13 protein-coding genes are annotated in these 18,633 nt (G+C 39.7%); 8 read left to right on the top strand and 5 right to left on the bottom strand.

Annotated features, from left to right (window positions below; genetic code table 11):
* Window positions 1-55 precede the first annotated feature (55 nt).
* Window positions 56-1,261, bottom strand: a complete 1,206-nt coding sequence (gene spt / locus ACQY4U_RS19390; RefSeq protein ID WP_428331109.1) for a serine palmitoyltransferase — start codon at window positions 1,259-1,261, stop codon at window positions 56-58.
* A gap of 340 nt (window positions 1,262-1,601) precedes the next feature.
* Between spt and ACQY4U_RS19395 the strand changes: the two genes are divergently transcribed.
* The 4 genes from ACQY4U_RS19395 (at window position 1,602) to ACQY4U_RS19410 (ending at window position 8,186) form a co-directional block, all read left to right on the top strand.
* Window positions 1,602-2,927 (top strand): TolC family protein, encoded by a 1,326-nt coding sequence (locus ACQY4U_RS19395; RefSeq protein ID WP_428331110.1) that lies wholly within the window; start codon window positions 1,602-1,604, stop codon window positions 2,925-2,927.
* A 7-nt stretch (window positions 2,928-2,934) separates the two neighbouring features.
* Complete coding sequence (locus ACQY4U_RS19400) at window positions 2,935-4,065, top strand: efflux RND transporter periplasmic adaptor subunit (protein WP_428331111.1); 1,131 nt, start codon at window positions 2,935-2,937, stop codon at window positions 4,063-4,065.
* A 61-nt stretch (window positions 4,066-4,126) separates the two neighbouring features.
* Window positions 4,127-7,306 carry an efflux RND transporter permease subunit gene (locus ACQY4U_RS19405; RefSeq protein ID WP_428331112.1) on the top strand — a complete coding sequence of 1,060 codons (3,180 nt, stop codon included), beginning with the start codon at window positions 4,127-4,129 and terminating at the stop codon, window positions 7,304-7,306.
* Between the two features lie 340 nt (window positions 7,307-7,646).
* Window positions 7,647-8,186: a hypothetical protein gene (locus ACQY4U_RS19410; protein ID WP_428331113.1), complete on the top strand. Its 540-nt coding sequence runs from the start codon at window positions 7,647-7,649 to the stop codon at window positions 8,184-8,186.
* Window positions 8,187-8,288: 102 nt separating this feature from the next.
* Here ACQY4U_RS19410 and ACQY4U_RS19415 read toward each other — a convergent pair whose 3' ends face one another.
* Window positions 8,289-9,482, bottom strand: a complete 1,194-nt coding sequence (locus tag ACQY4U_RS19415; RefSeq protein ID WP_428331114.1) for a pyridoxal phosphate-dependent aminotransferase — start codon at window positions 9,480-9,482, stop codon at window positions 8,289-8,291.
* Window positions 9,483-9,675: 193 nt separating this feature from the next.
* On the opposite strand from ACQY4U_RS19415, the gene ACQY4U_RS19420 reads away from it, so the two are divergent.
* From ACQY4U_RS19420 to bioA, 3 genes are read left to right on the top strand one after another with little or no spacing between them, the layout of a single operon-like run.
* On the top strand, window positions 9,676-10,647 hold the full coding sequence (locus ACQY4U_RS19420) for a cation diffusion facilitator family transporter (RefSeq protein WP_428331115.1): 972 nt from the start codon (window positions 9,676-9,678) through the stop codon (window positions 10,645-10,647).
* Window positions 10,647-11,087: an NUDIX domain-containing protein gene (locus tag ACQY4U_RS19425; RefSeq protein ID WP_428331116.1), complete on the top strand. Its 441-nt coding sequence runs from the start codon at window positions 10,647-10,649 to the stop codon at window positions 11,085-11,087. The genes ACQY4U_RS19420 and ACQY4U_RS19425 overlap by 1 nt, the downstream gene beginning before the upstream one ends.
* Window positions 11,084-12,349, top strand: a complete 1,266-nt coding sequence (bioA, locus tag ACQY4U_RS19430) for an adenosylmethionine--8-amino-7-oxononanoate transaminase (protein ID WP_428331117.1) — start codon at window positions 11,084-11,086, stop codon at window positions 12,347-12,349. The genes ACQY4U_RS19425 and bioA overlap by 4 nt, the downstream gene beginning before the upstream one ends.
* A gap of 82 nt (window positions 12,350-12,431) precedes the next feature.
* On the opposite strand, the gene ACQY4U_RS19435 is transcribed toward bioA, so the two are convergent.
* The 3 genes from ACQY4U_RS19435 to ACQY4U_RS19445 form a co-directional block, all read right to left on the bottom strand.
* Window positions 12,432-13,073: a DUF4412 domain-containing protein gene (locus ACQY4U_RS19435; protein ID WP_428331118.1), complete on the bottom strand. Its 642-nt coding sequence runs from the start codon at window positions 13,071-13,073 to the stop codon at window positions 12,432-12,434.
* Window positions 13,074-13,125: 52 nt separating this feature from the next.
* A complete protein-coding gene (locus ACQY4U_RS19440; protein ID WP_428331119.1) occupies window positions 13,126-15,240 on the bottom strand; it encodes a ComEC/Rec2 family competence protein in 2,115 nt (704 codons plus the stop codon).
* A gap of 118 nt (window positions 15,241-15,358) precedes the next feature.
* Window positions 15,359-15,694 carry a MerR family transcriptional regulator gene (locus ACQY4U_RS19445; RefSeq protein WP_428331120.1) on the bottom strand — a complete coding sequence of 112 codons (336 nt, stop codon included), beginning with the start codon at window positions 15,692-15,694 and terminating at the stop codon, window positions 15,359-15,361.
* Between the two features lie 156 nt (window positions 15,695-15,850).
* On the opposite strand from ACQY4U_RS19445, the gene alaS reads away from it, so the two are divergent.
* Window positions 15,851-18,613 (top strand): alanine--tRNA ligase, encoded by a 2,763-nt coding sequence (gene alaS, locus ACQY4U_RS19450; protein ID WP_428331121.1) that lies wholly within the window; start codon window positions 15,851-15,853, stop codon window positions 18,611-18,613.
* Window positions 18,614-18,633: the final 20 nt, after the last annotated feature.

Genomic DNA, 18,633 nt, shown 5'->3' on the forward strand with positions numbered 1-18,633 from the left:
GCAATGTTTGTTTAATCTGTTAATTTATTGCTTATGCTGATGGGCAAAAGCAGGTTTATATGTTTTCTTTAACTGATGTTACACCAATATCTTTAAATGCTTTCGCAATTTTATCAACTGCTTCATCAATTTGTGCAAATGTATGGGTAGCCATTAATGAGAAACGTAATAAAGATGAATCAGAAGGCACCGCCGGCGAAACGACCGGGTTAACAAAGATACCCGAATCCTGAAGATGCTTGGTAACAAGGAAAGTTTTCTCGTTATCTCTTACATATATAGGTAGTATAGGGCTTTCTGTAGGGCCAAGGTCAAAACCTTCGTCCAGTAAAAGTTTCATTGCGTAATTTGTATTATCCCAAAGCTTGGCAATACGCTCAGGCTCTGATTCAATAATATCAAGGGCTGCAATAACGCTTGCTACTGATGATGGCGGCATACTTGCGCTAAACATTAGTGCACGTGCGCGGTGTTTAAGATAATCAATGGTAGCAGCATCGCTGGCTATAAAACCACCTAATGATGCGAGTGATTTACTAAAAGTACCCATTATGAGGTCAACCTCATCGGTAAGGCCAAAGTGCGATGAGGTACCTGCACCATTATGCCCAATTACACCCAGGCTGTGGGCATCATCAACCATTATGTTAGTACCAAACTCGTCTGCAATCTGTACAATTTCCGGAAGTTTAACAATGTCACCTTCCATACTGAAAATACCGTCTACTGCAATTAACTTAACTGCTTCCTCCGGCAGGATGCTCAGCTTGCGCCTCAGATCATCCATATCATTGTGTGCATATTTAATCACTTTTGAAAATGATAAACGGCTTCCGTCAATCAATGAAGCGTGATCATATTCATCCAGTATCAAGTAATCATTACGCCCCGTAATGCTTGAAAGCACCCCAAGATTTACCTGGAAACCTGTGCTGAATAAAACGGCAGCTTCCTTATTTACATAATTAGCTAACCTTTTTTCTAACTCGATATGAATATCGAGCGTTCCGTTTAAGAACCTTGACCCTGCACAACCCGTTCCGTATTTATCAGTAGCTTTTTTAGAAGCTTCTTTGATCTTAGGGTGATTTGTTAGCCCCAGGTATGAATTGGAACCAAACATTAATACACGTTTGCCATCGATAATAACTTCAGTATCCTGACCAGACTCGATCGGCCTGAAATATGGATATAGCCCCATTTCCCTGATGATATTAGCATCCTGGAACTGAGCGATCTTCGCATGTAATTTTTTAACCATGTATATTAACCCTGCTTAAATTTTTTGTAAAAGTACCATGAATTAGGCTATTTCTTATATTTTGTGTGTAATTTTTTTTCTACATGCAAAAAAGCAAACTCGCTTCCATCCGGCAAATTAATTAAAATTTTTATTTATTTGGTGACACAATTTTGTATTTTTTTCCAAATCAGTCAAAAAGTACACCTATTTGTGCTTTTTTGACATAAGAGCGTCAAAATTTTCTTCATATCGTAATATGATGTGTAAATTGTGACATATTAGCAATGTGGTATAAGTTTCTAAAATTATTTACAACAAACTGTATTTAATTTGTTATATCAAGCACTACCTGCTGCCTATGAAAAAAATTACACTACCATTAATATTAAGCTTAATATTAATCTCCCCGGCATTTGTTTTTGCCCAAACCAGTACAGACACGGTTGTAACATTAAAGCAATGTGTTGAATTTGCATTACGAAATCAGCCGGCGGTAAAGCAAGCCTCAATTGATCAGCAGATCAATGAAAAGGATATCCGCATCGGTCTTTCTGCATGGTTACCGCAGGTTACCTCCGCTGGCGAATACGATCATTACTTTAAAGGAAGCCCGGCTGCAAGCGCCGCATTAGCAGGTAGCGGCACTACCACAAGTGTAAAGGAATTTTCTTCTTTAGGGCTGCAAGCCAGCCAGGTTATTTATAATAATGATGTATTGCAGGCAGCAAAGGCCGCCAAATATTCGCGCCTTTATTATAAGGAGAATATAGTAAGCAGCCAGATCAATGTAGTATCGGATGTAAGCAAGGCATTTTTTGATGTGCTGCTATCCCAAAAACAGCTTGATATTTTAAATGAAGATATAGCCCGCCTGCAAAGAAGCCTGAAAGATGCCTATAACAGGTATTCTGCAGGGGTATCTGACAAAATTGATTACAAACAGGCTACTATATCCTTAAATAATTCACTGGCATCGCGGAAACAAACAGCCGAAGCTATAAAAAGTAAGATCGCGTATCTAAAACAGATCATGGGCATATCGGCCAATAACAACCTGATCCTGTCTTATGACTCTACCCATTACGAGCAGGAAGCATATATTGATACCAATCAAAAATTAGATGTTAATAACCGTATTGAATACCGTTTGCTGCAAACTACAAAAGGTCTGCAAAATGTAAATGTTAATTATTACAAATACGGTTTTTTACCATCAATATCTGCAGTAGGTAGCTATAGCTGGCTCTACCTTAGCGATAAGTTTTCAAATCTGTATAATCAATCATACCCAAATGCCTATGCCGGGCTTTCTTTATCGCTCCCTATTTTTCAGGGGACTAAGCGTTTGCAAAATTTAAGCAAGGCCAGGTTACAGGTTGACCGTACCGATCTGGATATTGTCAATTCGGCCAATACTATCAATACTGAATATGTGCAGGCGCTTGCCGGGTATAAAAGCAACTATACCAGCTGGCAATACATTAAGCAAAATGTTGATTTAGCCAAAGATGTATATAAGGTGGTGAGCCTGCAATACCGGGAGGGTATTAAAACCTATCTTGATGTTATTGTGGCACAATCAGACCTTAGAACTGCCGAACTGAATTATTACAATGCACTTTTCCAGCTGCTATCTACCAAAATTGATCTGGAAAAATCTTTAGGAATACTATCTGTCCAATAAAATGACTATGAAAACAAAAAATACACTTTTGATACTGCCGGTTTGTATGTTAATATGGTCGTCGTGCCAAAAAAAAGCCAAACCATCTACCGAAATGCCGCCAACCCCGGTAAGCGTTGCCGAAGCTAAAAAAGCCGAAGCCGTTTATTATGATAATTACCAGGGAACAGTAGTTGCATTAAACTCTGTTGAATTGCGCAGCCAGGTTACAGGTTTTATAACCGGGATATTTTTTAAAGAGGGTGAGGTAGTACAAAAAGGTAAAGCATTATATGAGATTGACAGGCGCAAGTTTTTAGACGCTTATGAGCAAGCCCAGGCAAATTTAATGAGTGCCAATGCCAACCTGGTAAAAGCACAAAAAGATATTGACAGGTATACCATGCTGTTGAAAAATGATGCGGTTGCCAGCCAAACGGTTGACCAGGCACAGGCTGCATTTGAAACCAGCAAAAGCCAGGTGGCGGTTGCAAAGGCAGCAGTAGCATCTGCAAAAACAGATCTATCTTACGCAACTATCAGCGCGCCATTTACCGGCCGTATAGGTATCTCGCAGGTAAAGTTGGGTCAGCAGGTTTCGCCGGGAAGTACCTTATTAAATACTATTTCGAGCGAAAATCTGATTGCTGTTGATGTGGTAATTAATGAGCAGGATATAAACAGGTTTTATGATCTGCAAAAAAACAGCAGCGACTCAACCTTCAAACTTCAGCTATCAGACGGTACAACCACTTATAACAAACCCGGTAAAGTATTAGCTATTGACAGGGGCGTAAATAATCAAACCGGTACTATAAAGGTAAGGGTACAATTCCCTAACGGCGATGATATACTTAAGGATGGCATGAGCTGTGTGCTGAATGTGCTGAACAGTGCATCGGGCGAGCGTGTGCAGGTACCTTACAAAGCAGTATCTGAAAACATGGGCGAGTTTTTTGTATTTGTTTCGCAGGATACCATTGCCAAACAGCTTAAGGTAAAATTAGGCCCGCGTATAGGTACAGATGTGGTAGTTATGTCTGGCATAAAAGCAGGCGATAAAGTGATAACAGATGGCTTTCAGCGTTTGCGCGATGGCGGTAAGATAACACTTGGTGCCCCGGCACAGCAAGGCCCTGCTAAAGCAGCCAAACAATAATAACAACTGCTTAATAAGTGGTACAAGAAAATAGTCTGAATTTTTTCTAAAAGTAAAACGAATGATCGCAGATACCTTTATACGAAGACCGGTTACCGCAATTGTAATTTCAATTGTAATAGTAGTAGTCGGAATCTTAGCCATAAATAGCCTGGCCATAGGCCAGTACCCAGAAATAACACCACCAACCGTACAGGTTACCGGTACATATAGTGGCGCAGATGCGCTTACAGTTGAACAAACTGTAGCTACCCCGATTGAAGTACAGGTTAACGGTACCCCCGGCATGACCTACCTGCAAAGTAATAGTACCAGCAATGGCCAGATGACCATGACGGCCAACTTTGAGGTTGGTACCGATATTGACATTGCCGCGCTTGATGTGCAGAACCGTGTAGGTATAGCTACACCAACCTTACCGCAGGATGTACAGCGTTTAGGCTTAACCGTACGTAAACGTAACCCAAGCATCCTGATGTTGGTTGCCATGTATGCCCCAAAGGGAACACATGATGTTACCTTTATGGATAACTATACCAACGTATTTATTAAGGATGCATTAACACGTACCAAAGGTGTGGGAGATGTTTTTACCCGTGCGGATGACTTTAGTATGCGTGTTTGGTTAAAGCCGGATAAACTGGCAGCCTTGGGTATGACGGCTGCCGATGTAACCAATGCCCTGCAAGAGCAAAATGCACAGGTAGCCGCAGGTACAGTTGGCGCAACCCCGCAAGAAAAAGCACAGCCTTTTGAATACACGGTAATTGTTAAGGGCCGTTTATCAAAACCAGAGGAGTTTGCTGATATAATTGTAAAAACACAGCCCAATAATGGCGCTATTGTACATTTAAAAGATGTTGCCCGCGTTGAATTAGGTAAGTTTAACTATGCTGGTAATTCGTTTGTTGACGGTAAAAGAGCATCATACCTGTTAATATACCAGGCACCTAACAGTAATGCAATTGCTACTGCCGATGCCGTTTATGCTACCATGAATGAGCTTAAAAAAGCATTCCCTGCGGATGTGGATTATGTAGTGCCGTTCGAGTCAATAACAGTGGTAAAGGTGTCATTACATGAGGTTGTTGAAACTCTTATAATTGCATTGGTACTGGTTATCATAGTAGTGTTTTTGTTTTTGCAGAGCTGGCGTACAACGCTTATCCCGGTATTGGCTATCCCGGTATCTATCATAGGTACATTTATATTCTTCATTCCGCTTAATTTTACCATTAACACATTAACCCTGTTCGGGTTTGTATTAGCTATTGGTATTGTGGTGGATGATGCCATTGTGGTGGTTGAAGCCGTACAGCATTATATGGATGAAGAAGGGATGTCGCCCAAGGATGCAACCATACATGCCATGCAAGATATATCGGCCCCGGTAATAGCTATTGCCTTGATATTAGCTGCGGTATTTGTGCCGGTAGGGTTTATACCCGGTATTGTGGGCAGGTTGTACCAGCAGTTTGCAATTACCATCGCTATATCTGTATTGATCTCGGCATTTGTGGCATTGTCATTAACACCTGCTTTATGTACGCTGATACTGCGCCCGCATAAAATTGACGATAAATCAAAAGGGTTAAATAAGTTTTTCTTTAAGTTTAATACCTGGTTTGATAAGTTAACAGGTAAATACCGAAACGCGGTTGATAAGGGTATAAAGAACTCTAAATTTATCATCATCCTGTTAGTTTGTATCATAATAGGCACCATTCTTTTATTTAAAGGAAAACCAAGCGGATTTATCCCATTGGAAGATGATGGCCGTATTTATGTAACCTACGATTTGCCCGAAGCTTCATCAACTCAAAGAACAGTTACTGTTTTGCATGAAATGATGAAATCAATAGACAGTATTCCCGGTATTTTGCATTATGCAGCATTGGGTGGGTTAAATGCGGTGAGTTTCGCCAGTAAATCAAACAGTGCAACCATATTTGTGCAGTTGAAGCCCTGGGACGAAAGAACATCTGATGATTTGCAGATAGGGGCCATAGTAGGTAACCTGCAAAAAAAATTAGCCCGTTTTAAAGAAGCCAATGTAGTAGTTATTCAGCCACCGGCTATCCCCGGTTTAGGTAATACCGGCGGTTTCTCCTTTATATTAGAGGAAAAAGAAGCAGGCGGCGATATTAAGGATTTTGAAAAAACACTTAAAGCATTTGTGGGCGAAGTAAATAAACAGCCCGAAATTGGTAAGGCCTTTACTTTCTTTACCGCAAGTACACCAGCTTACCAGTTAAATATAGACCGCGAAAAAGCGAAAAAGTTAGGTGTTGCTATAAGCGATATTAACGCTGCCCTGCAAACCTATATGGGTAGTTTATTTGTGAACGACTTTACCATTTATGGCCGTAACTTTCACGTAGTTGCCCAAGCTGATACCAATTACCGCACTAACATTCAAAACATAGGGCAGTATTTTGTACGTAACCAGGCCGGCGGAATGGTGCCATTAAGTACCCTTACATCCTACAAGGTAATTGAAAATGCACCTTTAATATCTCACTATAACCTTTTCCGGTCTGCTGAGATTGATGGTGGGCCTAAACCGGGCTTTAGTAGCGGGGATGCTTTAACTGCACTTAAGCGTGTGGCGGATAGTACATTGCCGCAAGGTTATGGCTATGAGTTTTCGGGCCTAAGCCGCGAGGAGTTATTATCAGGCTCAAAAACCATTTACATATTTATGTTGTCAATTGGGTTTGTGTTCCTGTTCCTGGCCGCATTGTACGAGAGCTGGTCGGTACCTTTCTCCGTATTGCTTGCTGTACCTTTAGGTGCATTTGGAGCAATCCTGTTCCTTACGTTAAATAAGCATTTGGATAATAACGTATATGCGCAAATTGGATTAATAACATTGATTGGTTTGGCCGCCAAGAATGCCATTTTGATTGTAGAGTTTGCCAAAGAGCGTGTAGACCGAGGCATGGAGCTTGAAAAAGCCACCCTTGAAGCCGTAAGGTTACGTTTAAGACCAATCATCATGACGTCAATGGCATTTATATTGGGTGTATTGCCATTGGTTTTTGCATCAGGTGCAGGAGCCCAATCAAGGCGTACTATTGGATGGACAGTATTTGGCGGGATGCTTTCGGCTACTTCGTTAGCTATCTTTATAGTACCCGTATTGTATTATACTATAACCAAACTTGCCTATGGTAAGGAAAAGCTTGCCGAAATGGAAAAGAACTACAAGCCCGATCCGGCACATGATAAAGAAGTTTAGCAAAAAGGCTCCTAATCGGGAGCCTTTTTTATGAACGGATCTTTATTTAAATGCAATTTTGGCCTTTTTTAAGTGCAAAAGTGTCGTGATATGTCACAGTTTCACTTTAAACATAAAATTTTGACAGGTTATGACACTGGAAATTGTTAAACTGACTTAAGCTGGAAAAAAGTCGAAAAAGCTAACTGATAATCAGTGAATAAGCAATTAACAATTGTTTAAAACCTTTGTTAATTATTGTGTTTACAGTGTAATTATATCAATTTAACACTAAAACCGGCAGGTGTGGCAAAGTATTTGTTAACCCCGAATGTATACTATTATACATTATTCACTCAAAATGAAAAACACAACAATGAAAAATTCAACCAAATGGATAGCTACAGTAGCAACTGCAGTAGCTATATTTTTTTCGGCAAATGTTAAGGCTCAAACAACTCCGGTTAGCGCATGGCGCTTAGGTTTTGGTATTGAAGGCGGTATACCTACAGGTAGCATCAGCGACTATTCAAAATTTGAATTAGGCGGAACTGCACGTTTACAATATGGTTTAGAAAAAAACTTAGCTTTAACCTTTACATCAGGTTACTACAACTTTTTTGCTGATCAGGCTGCTAAAGATGTAGGTGGCAAAAGCATTGGTATAGTACCGGTTAAAGTTGGTATCAAAGCATTTTTTGCACAAAATATTTATTTTGGTGCAGAAGTAGGTGCTGGTTTTGAAACCAAATATGACAAAAACACTAAATTGCTTTTATCTCCAGGAATTGGTTATGCAAACAAATCATGGGATGTAGGCGTACGTTACGAAAGCTTATCAGGCCAGAGTGATAGCTACGGTACTGTAGCTTTACGTGTAGCTTACGGATTTGCTTTGTAAGCATCATTACATAAAACTAAAAAACCCCATTATCCGCTTTGGATAATGGGGTTTTTTGTTTTTCAACAGGACACAAATTAAATAATGATGTCCCTGTTCATATTATTTCAATTTACCTAAAGCTTCTTTAATGCGTTTTACAGCTTCAATCAGTTTATCTTCGGCAGCAGCGTAAGAGATACGGATTGATTTGGCATCACCAAATGAATCACCACCTACAGTTGCAACGTGTGCTTCTTCTAATAGGTAAATGCTCAATTCGTCAGCATCGTTAATTACTTTGCCATTGTAGCTTTTACCAAAAAATGAAGTAACATCAGGGAAGAAGTAAAATGCGCCCTCGGGCAGGTTAACCTTTACACCTTCAACTTCTTTTAATAAAGCATAAACTATATCGCGGCGTTTTTTAAATGCATCACGCATCTCTAAAACAGAGGCTAAGCCACCTTCGTAGGCAGCAACACCAGCCCTTTGGGTAATAGAGCAGGTTCCTGAAGTTATCTGGCCTTGATATTTATCGCAGGCAGCAGCAATCTCTTTGTTTGATGCGGTGTAGCCAATGCGCCATCCGGTCATGGCAAATGCTTTCGAAAATCCGTTGATGATGATCACACGGTCTTTTATATAATCAAACTGCGCTATTGATTCATGTTTGTCAACAAAGTTAATGTGCTCATAAATCTCGTCAGACAGGATATAAATATTCGGATGTTTTTCAAACACCTTTGCCAGGCCTTCTAATTCGCTTTTGCTGTATACACTACCTGTAGGGTTACAAGGTGATGAAAACATGAACAACTTTGTTTTAGGGGTGATGGCAGCTTCTAACTGTTCAGGAGTAATTTTAAATTCCTGCTCAACAGGTGCATCAATAAAAACACTTATACCTTCGGTTAATTTAACAACCTCAGAGTATGATACCCAGTAAGGAGTAGGGATAATTACTTCATCGCCCGGGTTAACCACGCACATTAATGCATTTGCAATAGCTTGCTTGGCACCTGTAGATACAACTATTTGGCTGGCATCATAATCAAGGCCATTCTCGTTCTTAAGCTTTGCAGAAATAGCTTTTCTCAGTTCTGGATAACCTGCTACTGGTGTGTAATAGGTATAGTTCTGATCCATTGCCTGCTTGGCAGCATCCTTTATATGCTCAGGTGTATGAAAATCAGGCTCGCCAAAGCTAAGGCTGATCACATCAACGCCTTTAGCGGCAAGTTCACGGCCTAATTTGGCCATTTTAATTGTTGCGGATTCTGACAGGTTATTAATCCTGTTACTTAATGCACTCATATAGTTTTGTTTATTGCGCGGCAAATATAGGAAAAGTAGCAACGCATTAGCCCTAAGTATTAGGTCATTTTTGTTTTTTTTGGAAGTATGGCTAAACACTATCGGCTTAGGCCTTAGTCAATAACACAATTTATAGCCACACAAACCCATACATACGGTTGTTATTTATAAATTTGCGGCAAATAAAGTAGTTTTGAAAGAGCATAAAAGGATCATACTAATTTCACTGATAACAGGTTTAGTCCTGATGCTTGCAAAATTCGGCGCCTACCTTATCACGGCCTCAAACTTTGTACTAACCGATGCTGCCGAAAGCATTGTAAACGTATTTGCCAGCTCATTTGCTTTTTTTAGTATCTACCTGGCATCTCAGCCTCGCGATGAAAATCACCCTTATGGCCACGGTAAAGTTGAATACTTCTCTGTTTTTATCGAAGGTTCACTAATAGGTATTGCAGCCATTGTTATCATTGTGAAATCGGTTTACGGAATTTTTTATCCAAACGCCATTCACGATCTTTTAACGGGAGCTATTATAATTGGTACTACCGGCGCAATTAATGGTGCGTTAGGGTATTATATGATAGGCAAAGGTAAATCGCTGCCTTCTATAACTATAGAGGCTGATGGCAGGCACCTGCTGGCTGATATGGTTACCAGTATAGGGCTGGTAATAGGTTTATTGCTTATTCAGTTTACCAAAATATTATGGCTTGATAGCGCACTATCCATATTAGTGGGTTTGTATATATTATTCAGCGGCTACAAATTAGTTCGCAGATCGGTTTCGGGTTTAATGGATGAAGCCGATTTTGGGGTGGTTGAAGAAGTGTTAAAGGTTTTGAACGAGAAGCGCAGGGTTGAGTGGATTGATATTCACAATTTCCGCGCTCAAAAATATGGTAACGAACTACATATTGATTGCCATGTTACCTTGCCAAACTATTTCAACCTGACAAAGGTGCATGAGGAGGTATCATTGATTGATAAGCTGATTAACCAGGAAGTTACTAAAACGGAACTGTTTATACACAGCGATCCGTGCCTGCCCGAATGTTGTCATTACTGCAGCATGCCCAATTGTCCCATTCGGTCGGAGCCTAAAAACGAAGATATAATTTGGACGATGGATAAGATTATCCGCAACAAAAAACACTTTGAATAATGTATCCATTTAATGTACGTGTTTACGGGCTGCTTATAAATGCTGATAATGAAATATTGATCAGCGATGAGCAGGAGTATGGGATTCGTTTTACCAAATTCCCCGGTGGGGGTTTAGAGCTTGGCGAAGGCCTTATTGATGGCCTGAAACGCGAGTTTGTTGAAGAGTGCAATGCCGAGGTTGAAATAACAGACCACTTTTACACTACGGATTTTTATGTGAAATCAGCCTTTAACGACTCGCAGATCATCAGCGTATATTACCGGGTAAAAAATATAACCCCTTTAAATCTGGTATTTAAAACAGCAGTTTTTGATTTTGACGGTGAAGGTGATGTTTTACAGGCTTTTCGCTGGGTAAAGTTAACAGACCTTAAAGAAGTCGATTTTGTTTTCCCTACCGATAAACAGGTGGTAAAGCTTTTAATAAATAGTTTATGAGTTTAGTTGAGCGCGATTTAAAAGTAATATGGCATCCTTATACCCAAATGCAAACGGCGCAACCTCCAATCCCGATAGTAAGGGGAGAGGGTACCTGCCTGTTTGATGAGGATGGAAAAAAATATATTGATGCGGTATCATCATGGTGGGTAACTATTCACGGTCATTCTCATCCTTACATAGCAAAAAAAGTTGCTGAACAATTGAACAAACTGGAGCACGCTATTTTTGCTGGCTTTACCCACGAAGGTGCGGTTCAGTTAGCCGAGCGTTTACTTAAGTTACTGCCGGCCAATCAGCAAAAGGCATTTTATTCAGATAATGGTTCAACCGCGGTTGAGGTAGCCATAAAAATGTGCCTGCAATACTGGCATAACAATGGCGGCGCCCGTACTAAAATACTGGCTTTCAAAAACGCCTATCATGGGGATACCTTTGGCGCTATGGCTGTAAGCGGGCGGAGTGCATTTACCGCCGCCTTTGATCAGCTTTTGTTTGAAGTAGAATTTATTGATACACCTGATGAGGGCAATTTAGAAACGCTTAAAGCGCAGATCACCAAACTTAAATCAGAATTAGCCTGTTTTATATTTGAGCCCCTGGTACAGGGTGCAGGCGGTATGCTGATGTATGAAGCCAAGCACCTGGATGGGTTAATGGCTCATTGCAAAAAAGAAGGTGTCTTACTAATTGCCGATGAGATATTTACTGGCTTTGGCCGTACGGGTAAATCATTTGCCTGTTACCATGTAAATGAGCAGCCGGATATTATGTGTTTCTCGAAAGGTTTAACCGGGGGCACAATGGCTTTGGGACTTACCACCTGTACACAGCACATCTATAATGCCTTTTTGTCGGACGATAAAATGAAGACCTTGTTTCATGGGCATTCGTTTACTGCAAACCCAATAGCATGTGCATCGGCATTGGCAAGCATGGATCTTTTTGTGGAACCGGGAACAGCCGCAAATATTCAGCAGATTGTTGAAAGACATGTCGCGTTTAAGAATAAAATAAAAGATCATCCAAAAATTAAAGCTATAAGGCAAACAGGTACCATTTTAGCTATGGACTGGGAAACAGGTGGTGATACATCGTACTTTAATTCGCTGCGCGATACCTTGTATCAGTATTTTTTAGATGCCGGCATTATAATGCGCCCACTTGGTAATACCATTTACATTTTGCCGCCTTATTGCATTACTGATGAAGAGCTTACCTATGTTTATGCTAAGGTAGAGCAGGCCTTAAATGAGCTTTGATCTTAACGGTTAACAGATTAATACCAACAAAAAAGGCTTCCTGAATATTCAGGAAGCCTTTATATTTTAATACGTGTTAGAATTAGTTACCGCCGCTCATTGCTTTAAGGTCATCCATAGTGATCTTGTCAAAATCAGGAGCTATTGAAAATGTTCCGGCGGGAGCTTTTGTATCAGCAACCGAAGACACAGTTACACTTGTTGACTGGCCCTGGCTAAATGAAGTGTATTGCACAGGGAAGCCACCTGCACCTGCATAATATTCTGCAAAAGCACTTGCCGGTAGTTTAACATCATTAGTTACCCAAACATCATATTTAGTTCCTTTAGCATCAGTAGCCACAACTTTTTTACAGTTAAAGCCTGAGATTTGTTTCGCTTCGGTAGTTTGCGTAAAAGTAAATTTAGGCTCAGAACTAACTATCTGCTCAATTTCGGCAGGTGATGCAATAGCTGCTTTTTTCATAGAAGCAACAGGCACATCTACCAAAATTGCCATAAATTTATTCTTGGCATCCTTTAATATCTTTATGGTGGCAGGTCCTGCAGTAAATGATAATGATAATGAATCTGTAGTAAAATAAGTTTTTGCTTCTACAGCTTGTCCCTGCATGGTAGTGCTAATGTTAATTACGCCTTGTGTGTAAGTTTTTTGTGCACTGGCACTAATGGTAGTTGCAGTAAGCACTATGCCCAGGGCAACGTTAAAAAATTTAATGTTCATATGGTGGTTTTAATTATTCCAATTTAGATGTTAATTAATTCAGATACAAATTTTATTGCTTTTTGTAATTAGATAACCAAACATACGAATTGTTACGCTTTAATATTCTATAATCTGTTTTACCGTTTATAGCAGCTGCTTTAATTTCATCAATCATTTGGTTACTGTTGCTGCCATCTGCAATTATAGTTCTATAATCAAAATTGGCGGCTATGTTATTGAACTCATTATGAGGATTATTAGTTATGTATATATAGTCTGTATTTATTTTTGAAGGCAGCGAATCAATCATCAGCCCGCCGTCACAAACAAATATTCGCTTGTTCATAAACTGTATCAGCTTATCCTTTTTAATCATCCACGGGGTTGTTACGTCCTGATCAACACTTAATAATTTAATGTTGTTTACCTGGCAACTATCTAAATAAGGCTGTATGGAATATTGCCATGTTTTATCGGTAGTGTTAATATCTGTCAATACAGCGGCATTGTTTCCATGTATAAAAATAATGGCTTTGTGTTTATTAAGATTCAAAAAAGCCATGCTATTTGTGGCTGCTTTATAAACGCGTTTAATGCTCAAACTAATGCAAAGCAGTAAAATGCAAACTAAGCTCAACTTAATGAGCCAAAGTTTTTTATCATACAAAAAGTAAAACAGGCAAATAATGATGATGTATAGTAATAGATATTCAGAAGTGTTTAGCCAGATCTTGCCAATGCTGGCGTAAGGTATATGCTCAACAATTGTTAAAAATTTATTCATCAGCAAAATGGTTTGCTCTAATATATAAGCGATCCATTTAGAAATAATAGGCATCTGCGGCAGCAGCAAATAGGCCATGCCCGAATACATAATAATAGCCGAAGGAATAATAATAAACAGGTTGCTGATTAAAAAATATACCGGGAACTGGTGAAAGTAATAGGCACTTAACGGAAAAGTTATTACCTGTGCCGCTATGGATACCGAGCAAAGCGCCCAAAGTTTATCGGCCCATTTGTTTTTAAAAACCAACCACTTATAAACCACTGGCTGAAATATGATTAATCCAAACACGGCAAGGTAGGAGAGCTGGAAACCTACATCAGTAATGTAAAATGGATCGTAGATCAATAATACAAAGGCCGAAAAAGCTAATATATTGAGGGTATTGATGTACCTGCTGTAAGTTTTACCAATAACAGCCATGCTGATCATTACCGCAGCCCGGCAAACAGCCGGAGAAAAGCCCGTAAGCAAAGCGTAATACCCTATTAATAAAATGATGATAACCGCTTTTAAAAGCCTGCCGTATTTAAACCTGTTTAAAAAGCTGAGAGCCAAATTAAGCAGTATATAAAATATGGCCACATGTGCTCCGGATACTGAAAGTACATGCACTGTTCCTGTTTTGGAGTAGGCTTGTAAAATGTCATTACTCAAATCGGCTTTGTAACCCAATATCAGGGTTGATGCTACGGCAATAGCATTGGTATCGCGCATGTTTTGTTTAAATTTTTCAACAAAATGCTGCCTTAATCTTAACGAATAACTGATGATGGGATTACCCATGTCAGTTTCCAATACCACAAATTGCTTTGAATATAAAAATGCCTGGTAGTGAATATTCTGGTTAGCCAGGTATTTTTTATAGTTAAACTCGGCAGGGTTAAATGGTGGGTTAATGGCATTATATTTTGCCGGGATCAGTAATTCATCGCCATAATAAAGCTTATTTGCGGCACTGTCTTTTATAGAAATCAGCAATGTGCCGTTTGTGTTTAACTTTTTAGTTCCGTTAATACTTTGTTCAACATTAGCAGTAAACCGCAAAATTCCGTTTTTGAGGTTTGGCTCATTGCTGATTTTTACAACCAAAAACTGTGCAGGTGTTTTTGCAAAATGCTGATCGTTATTTAGTTCAGTATATTTAATGATATGGATACAACCGAAAAGAAATAATATGAAGGTAATCAACGCCCCGCCTAACCAGCGGTTTTTATAAATATTAAGCTTTTTGTAAAACAGGTTAAGGGCTATAAATAAACCACCTAAGCAAATAAATACAACAATTAACGCATTTAAAAAATTGATATTCAAAAAGTTAAATGCAAATACTAAACCAGCTAAAAAAGGCAGCAATAGTATAAATAAGGGTATTTCTCCTTTGTGATTTGCAAGCATAGGTTATATGAATTGCTATTGCAAATTGAATAAAAAATAGCTTAAAGCTTATTTATACTCACCAATATATTCATCGCAATAACAATAATAACAATAAAGATAGTTTTTCGGCAGTAGTTTACAACTGATCGCGTACCTCGAGCAGGAATTTTTTAAGATTTTCAAGCGCGCTGATCACACTGTGGCTGTCTTTACTGTCGGCCATGTTATTTTTCAGGTATTCTTTGGCACCGTTCAGGGTATAGCCTTTGTCTCTTATCAGGTGAAAGATGATCTTTAGGTTCTCAATATCTTCGGGCGTAAAGTAGCGGTTACCTTTTTTGTTCTTTTTGGGTTGCAGAACATCAAACTCTTTTTCGTAAAACCTTATCATAGATTGGTTTACATCAAATAGGATAGCTACCTCACCCATGGTGTAGTACATCTTGCTGATTTCCCGTTCTTTATATGGCATGTGCAAATGTAATTGTTTAATTGGAACTTGAAAAGTTTGAAAGCCTTAAAGTCGAAAAAATGATTAAATTTCTCTGATTTATAATACCTGTAACCTTGTCAAATTTTCAGCCTTTCGGCCTTTCCGACTTTCGGACTAATAATTACCTTTGCAACTATGACAGCTACTCAAATTCGTCAGGCTTTTCTTGATTTTTTTGCTGCTAAGGGACATGTGATTGTACCATCGGCACCTATCGTAATAAAAAACGACCCTACACTGATGTTTACCAATGCGGGAATGAACCAGTTTAAATCGCTGTTTTTGGGCGAGGAGCCCGCCAAATTTCCACGTGTGGCTGATACGCAACGCTGCTTACGTGTATCGGGCAAGCATAACGACCTGGAAGAGGTTGGGATTGATACCTACCACCATACCATGTTTGAAATGTTGGGCAACTGGAGCTTTGGCGATTACTTTAAAAAGGAAGCCATTGCCTGGAGCTGGGAATTACTGACCGAAGTTTATAAAATTGATAAAGACCGCCTTTATGTTACCTATTTTGAGGGTGATGAAAAAGAAGGTTTGGCAAAGGATACTGAAACCTATAATTTTTGGAAAGCATTTGTTAAGGAATCAAATGTGCTCCCTGGGAATAAAAAAGATAACTTTTGGGAGATGGGCGAAACAGGCCCCTGCGGACCGAGCTCTGAAATTCATTACGATAACCGCCCGGATAGCGAGCGTTCCCTAGTTGATGGTGCAACTCTTGTAAATGGCGATCATGACCAGGTAATTGAGATCTGGAATAATGTGTTTATGCAATTTAACAGGCTGAAAGACGGATCATTACAGCCTTTACCTGCCCAACATGTTGATACAGGCATGGGTTATGAACGTTTGGTAAGGGTACTGCAAGGTAAGAACTCAAATTATGATACCGACGTTTTTCAGCCGATGATTCAGTTCATTGCTGAGAAAAGCGGGAAGGCCTATAATAGCAAAGCAAAACCCGGCGAAGATGGTTGGAACGATGCCGTTGCCATGCGTGTAATGGCCGATCATATCCGTGCTATCAGCTTTGCGATATCCGATGGGCAATTGCCATCAAATAATAAAGCTGGGTATGTAATTCGCCGTATTTTACGTAGAGCTGTTAGATATCAATATCAGTATATAGGTTTTAAAGAGCCATTTTTAAATACTTTGGTGCCATTACTTGTAGAACAGTTTAAGGGTGTTTTTGACGAGTTATGGAATCAAAAGGATTTTGTGCAGAAAGTTATTCTGGAGGAAGAAATAAGTTTTTTACGAACATTAGAAAATGGCCTACAAAAATTCAACGTTTATTTGGTAAAATTAATTGATCGCGAGGAAAAACATTCATTGGCTAAAAAACATGATTTGTTGAGCGAAGAGCCAAAATCTGTAGGAGAATCTTTGAAGAAAGGTTTTGATCTTTCAGAAGATATAAATAAGATATTGACCGGAAAAGCCATTTCAGGAGATTTTGCTTTTGAACTATCAGATACATATGGTTTTCCTTTGGATTTAACTGAATTAATGGCTCGTGAAAAAGGACTTATTGTAGATATTGAAGGCTATAATAAAGCCCTCACCATCCAAAAAACCCGTTCGCGTGCGGCCACGGCTATTGATACCGGCGATTGGGTTATTGTAAAAGACGATGACACCGTTGAGTTTACCGGCTATGATGAAACAGAAAGTGTTGCGCACATTGTTAAATACCGCAAGGTAAAAGCAAAAGGCACAGAACAATACCAGATAGTGTTGGATAAAACGCCTTTTTATGCCGAAAGCGGCGGACAGGTAGGCGATAAGGGCGAACTTGTTTTTCCCGATGGTGAGATCATTGCCGTTACGGATACCAAAAAGGAGAATGGGCTTATTGTTCATTTTACGGATAAACTGCCCGCTACTATTGATGATGCCTTAACAGCCATTGTGGATGCCACGCAGCGTAACAGTACCGAAAATAATCACAGCGCCACACACTTGCTGCATGCCGCTATGAAACAGGTATTGGGTGCGCATGTAAATCAAAAAGGATCATTAGTAAATGCGGAGTACCTGCGTTTTGACTTTTCGCATTTTGCTAAGGTAACTGATGAGGAGGTGGCCAAAATTGAAGCCATCGTAAATGAAAAGATCCGCGAGAATGTTTTCCTGAAAGAGGAGCGTAACGTGCCTTACCAGCAAGCCATCAGCAGTGGGGTAACCGCACTGTTCGGCGAAAAATATGGCGACTTTGTAAGGGTGATCACTTTCGACGATAAATTTAGCAAGGAACTTTGTGGTGGTACGCACGTTAAGGCTACCGGTCAAATCGGTTTCTTTAAAATAGTGGCCGAAAGTGCCGTTGCGGCAGGTGTAAGGCGTATTGAGGCTATAACCGGCATAGCTGTTGAAAATTATATCAACGAACAAAGCAAACTGGTGCAGCAATTGAAAGAATTGCTGAAAAATCCAAAAGACATTTCAAAAAGCGTTGAAAGCCTGTTGGACGAAAATGCCAAACTGAAAAAGGAAATTGAAAAATCAATCCTTGAAAAATCATCAGGCTTAAAAAATGAGCTGGCCCAAAAGGTTGAAACCATTAACGGTATCAACTTTATAGCTCAAAAAGTTCAGCTTCCAAATGCTGATGCTATTAAAAACCTCGCGTATCAGCTTAAGGATATTGTGTCTGATCTTTTCCTGGTGCTGGCTGCCGATATTGATGGCAAGCCATCATTAACCGTAATGATAGCCGAGAACTTAGTGAAGGAGAAAAACCTTAACGCCGGCACAATAGTGCGCGAACTGGCAAAGGAAATTAAAGGTGGCGGGGGCGGTCAGCCGTTTTTTGCAACTGCGGGCGGCAGCGATATAAGCGGCCTGAACAATGCGCTTGAAAAAGCAAGGACCTTTATTGTTTAAATTATAAGATAATCAGGTGG

Source organism: Mucilaginibacter sp. (assembly GCF_965277465.1).
Classification (GTDB): domain Bacteria; phylum Bacteroidota; class Bacteroidia; order Sphingobacteriales; family Sphingobacteriaceae; genus Mucilaginibacter.

Coding starts and splice junctions, on each gene's coding strand:
- ACQY4U_RS19400 (WP_428331111.1), top strand. CDS start 2,935: ATGAAAACAAAAAATACACTTTTGATACTGCCGGTTTGTATGTTAATA.
- alaS (WP_428331121.1), top strand. CDS start 15,851: ATGACAGCTACTCAAATTCGTCAGGCTTTTCTTGATTTTTTTGCTGCT.
- ACQY4U_RS19405 (WP_428331112.1), top strand. CDS start 4,127: ATGATCGCAGATACCTTTATACGAAGACCGGTTACCGCAATTGTAATT.
- ACQY4U_RS19435 (WP_428331118.1), bottom strand. CDS start 13,073: ATGAACATTAAATTTTTTAACGTTGCCCTGGGCATAGTGCTTACTGCA.
- ACQY4U_RS19410 (WP_428331113.1), top strand. CDS start 7,647: ATGAAAAACACAACAATGAAAAATTCAACCAAATGGATAGCTACAGTA.
- spt (WP_428331109.1), bottom strand. CDS start 1,261: ATGGTTAAAAAATTACATGCGAAGATCGCTCAGTTCCAGGATGCTAAT.
- ACQY4U_RS19415 (WP_428331114.1), bottom strand. CDS start 9,482: ATGAGTGCATTAAGTAACAGGATTAATAACCTGTCAGAATCCGCAACA.
- bioA (WP_428331117.1), top strand. CDS start 11,084: ATGAGTTTAGTTGAGCGCGATTTAAAAGTAATATGGCATCCTTATACC.
- ACQY4U_RS19440 (WP_428331119.1), bottom strand. CDS start 15,240: ATGCTTGCAAATCACAAAGGAGAAATACCCTTATTTATACTATTGCTG.
- ACQY4U_RS19445 (WP_428331120.1), bottom strand. CDS start 15,694: ATGCCATATAAAGAACGGGAAATCAGCAAGATGTACTACACCATGGGT.
- ACQY4U_RS19425 (WP_428331116.1), top strand. CDS start 10,647: ATGTATCCATTTAATGTACGTGTTTACGGGCTGCTTATAAATGCTGAT.
- ACQY4U_RS19395 (WP_428331110.1), top strand. CDS start 1,602: ATGAAAAAAATTACACTACCATTAATATTAAGCTTAATATTAATCTCC.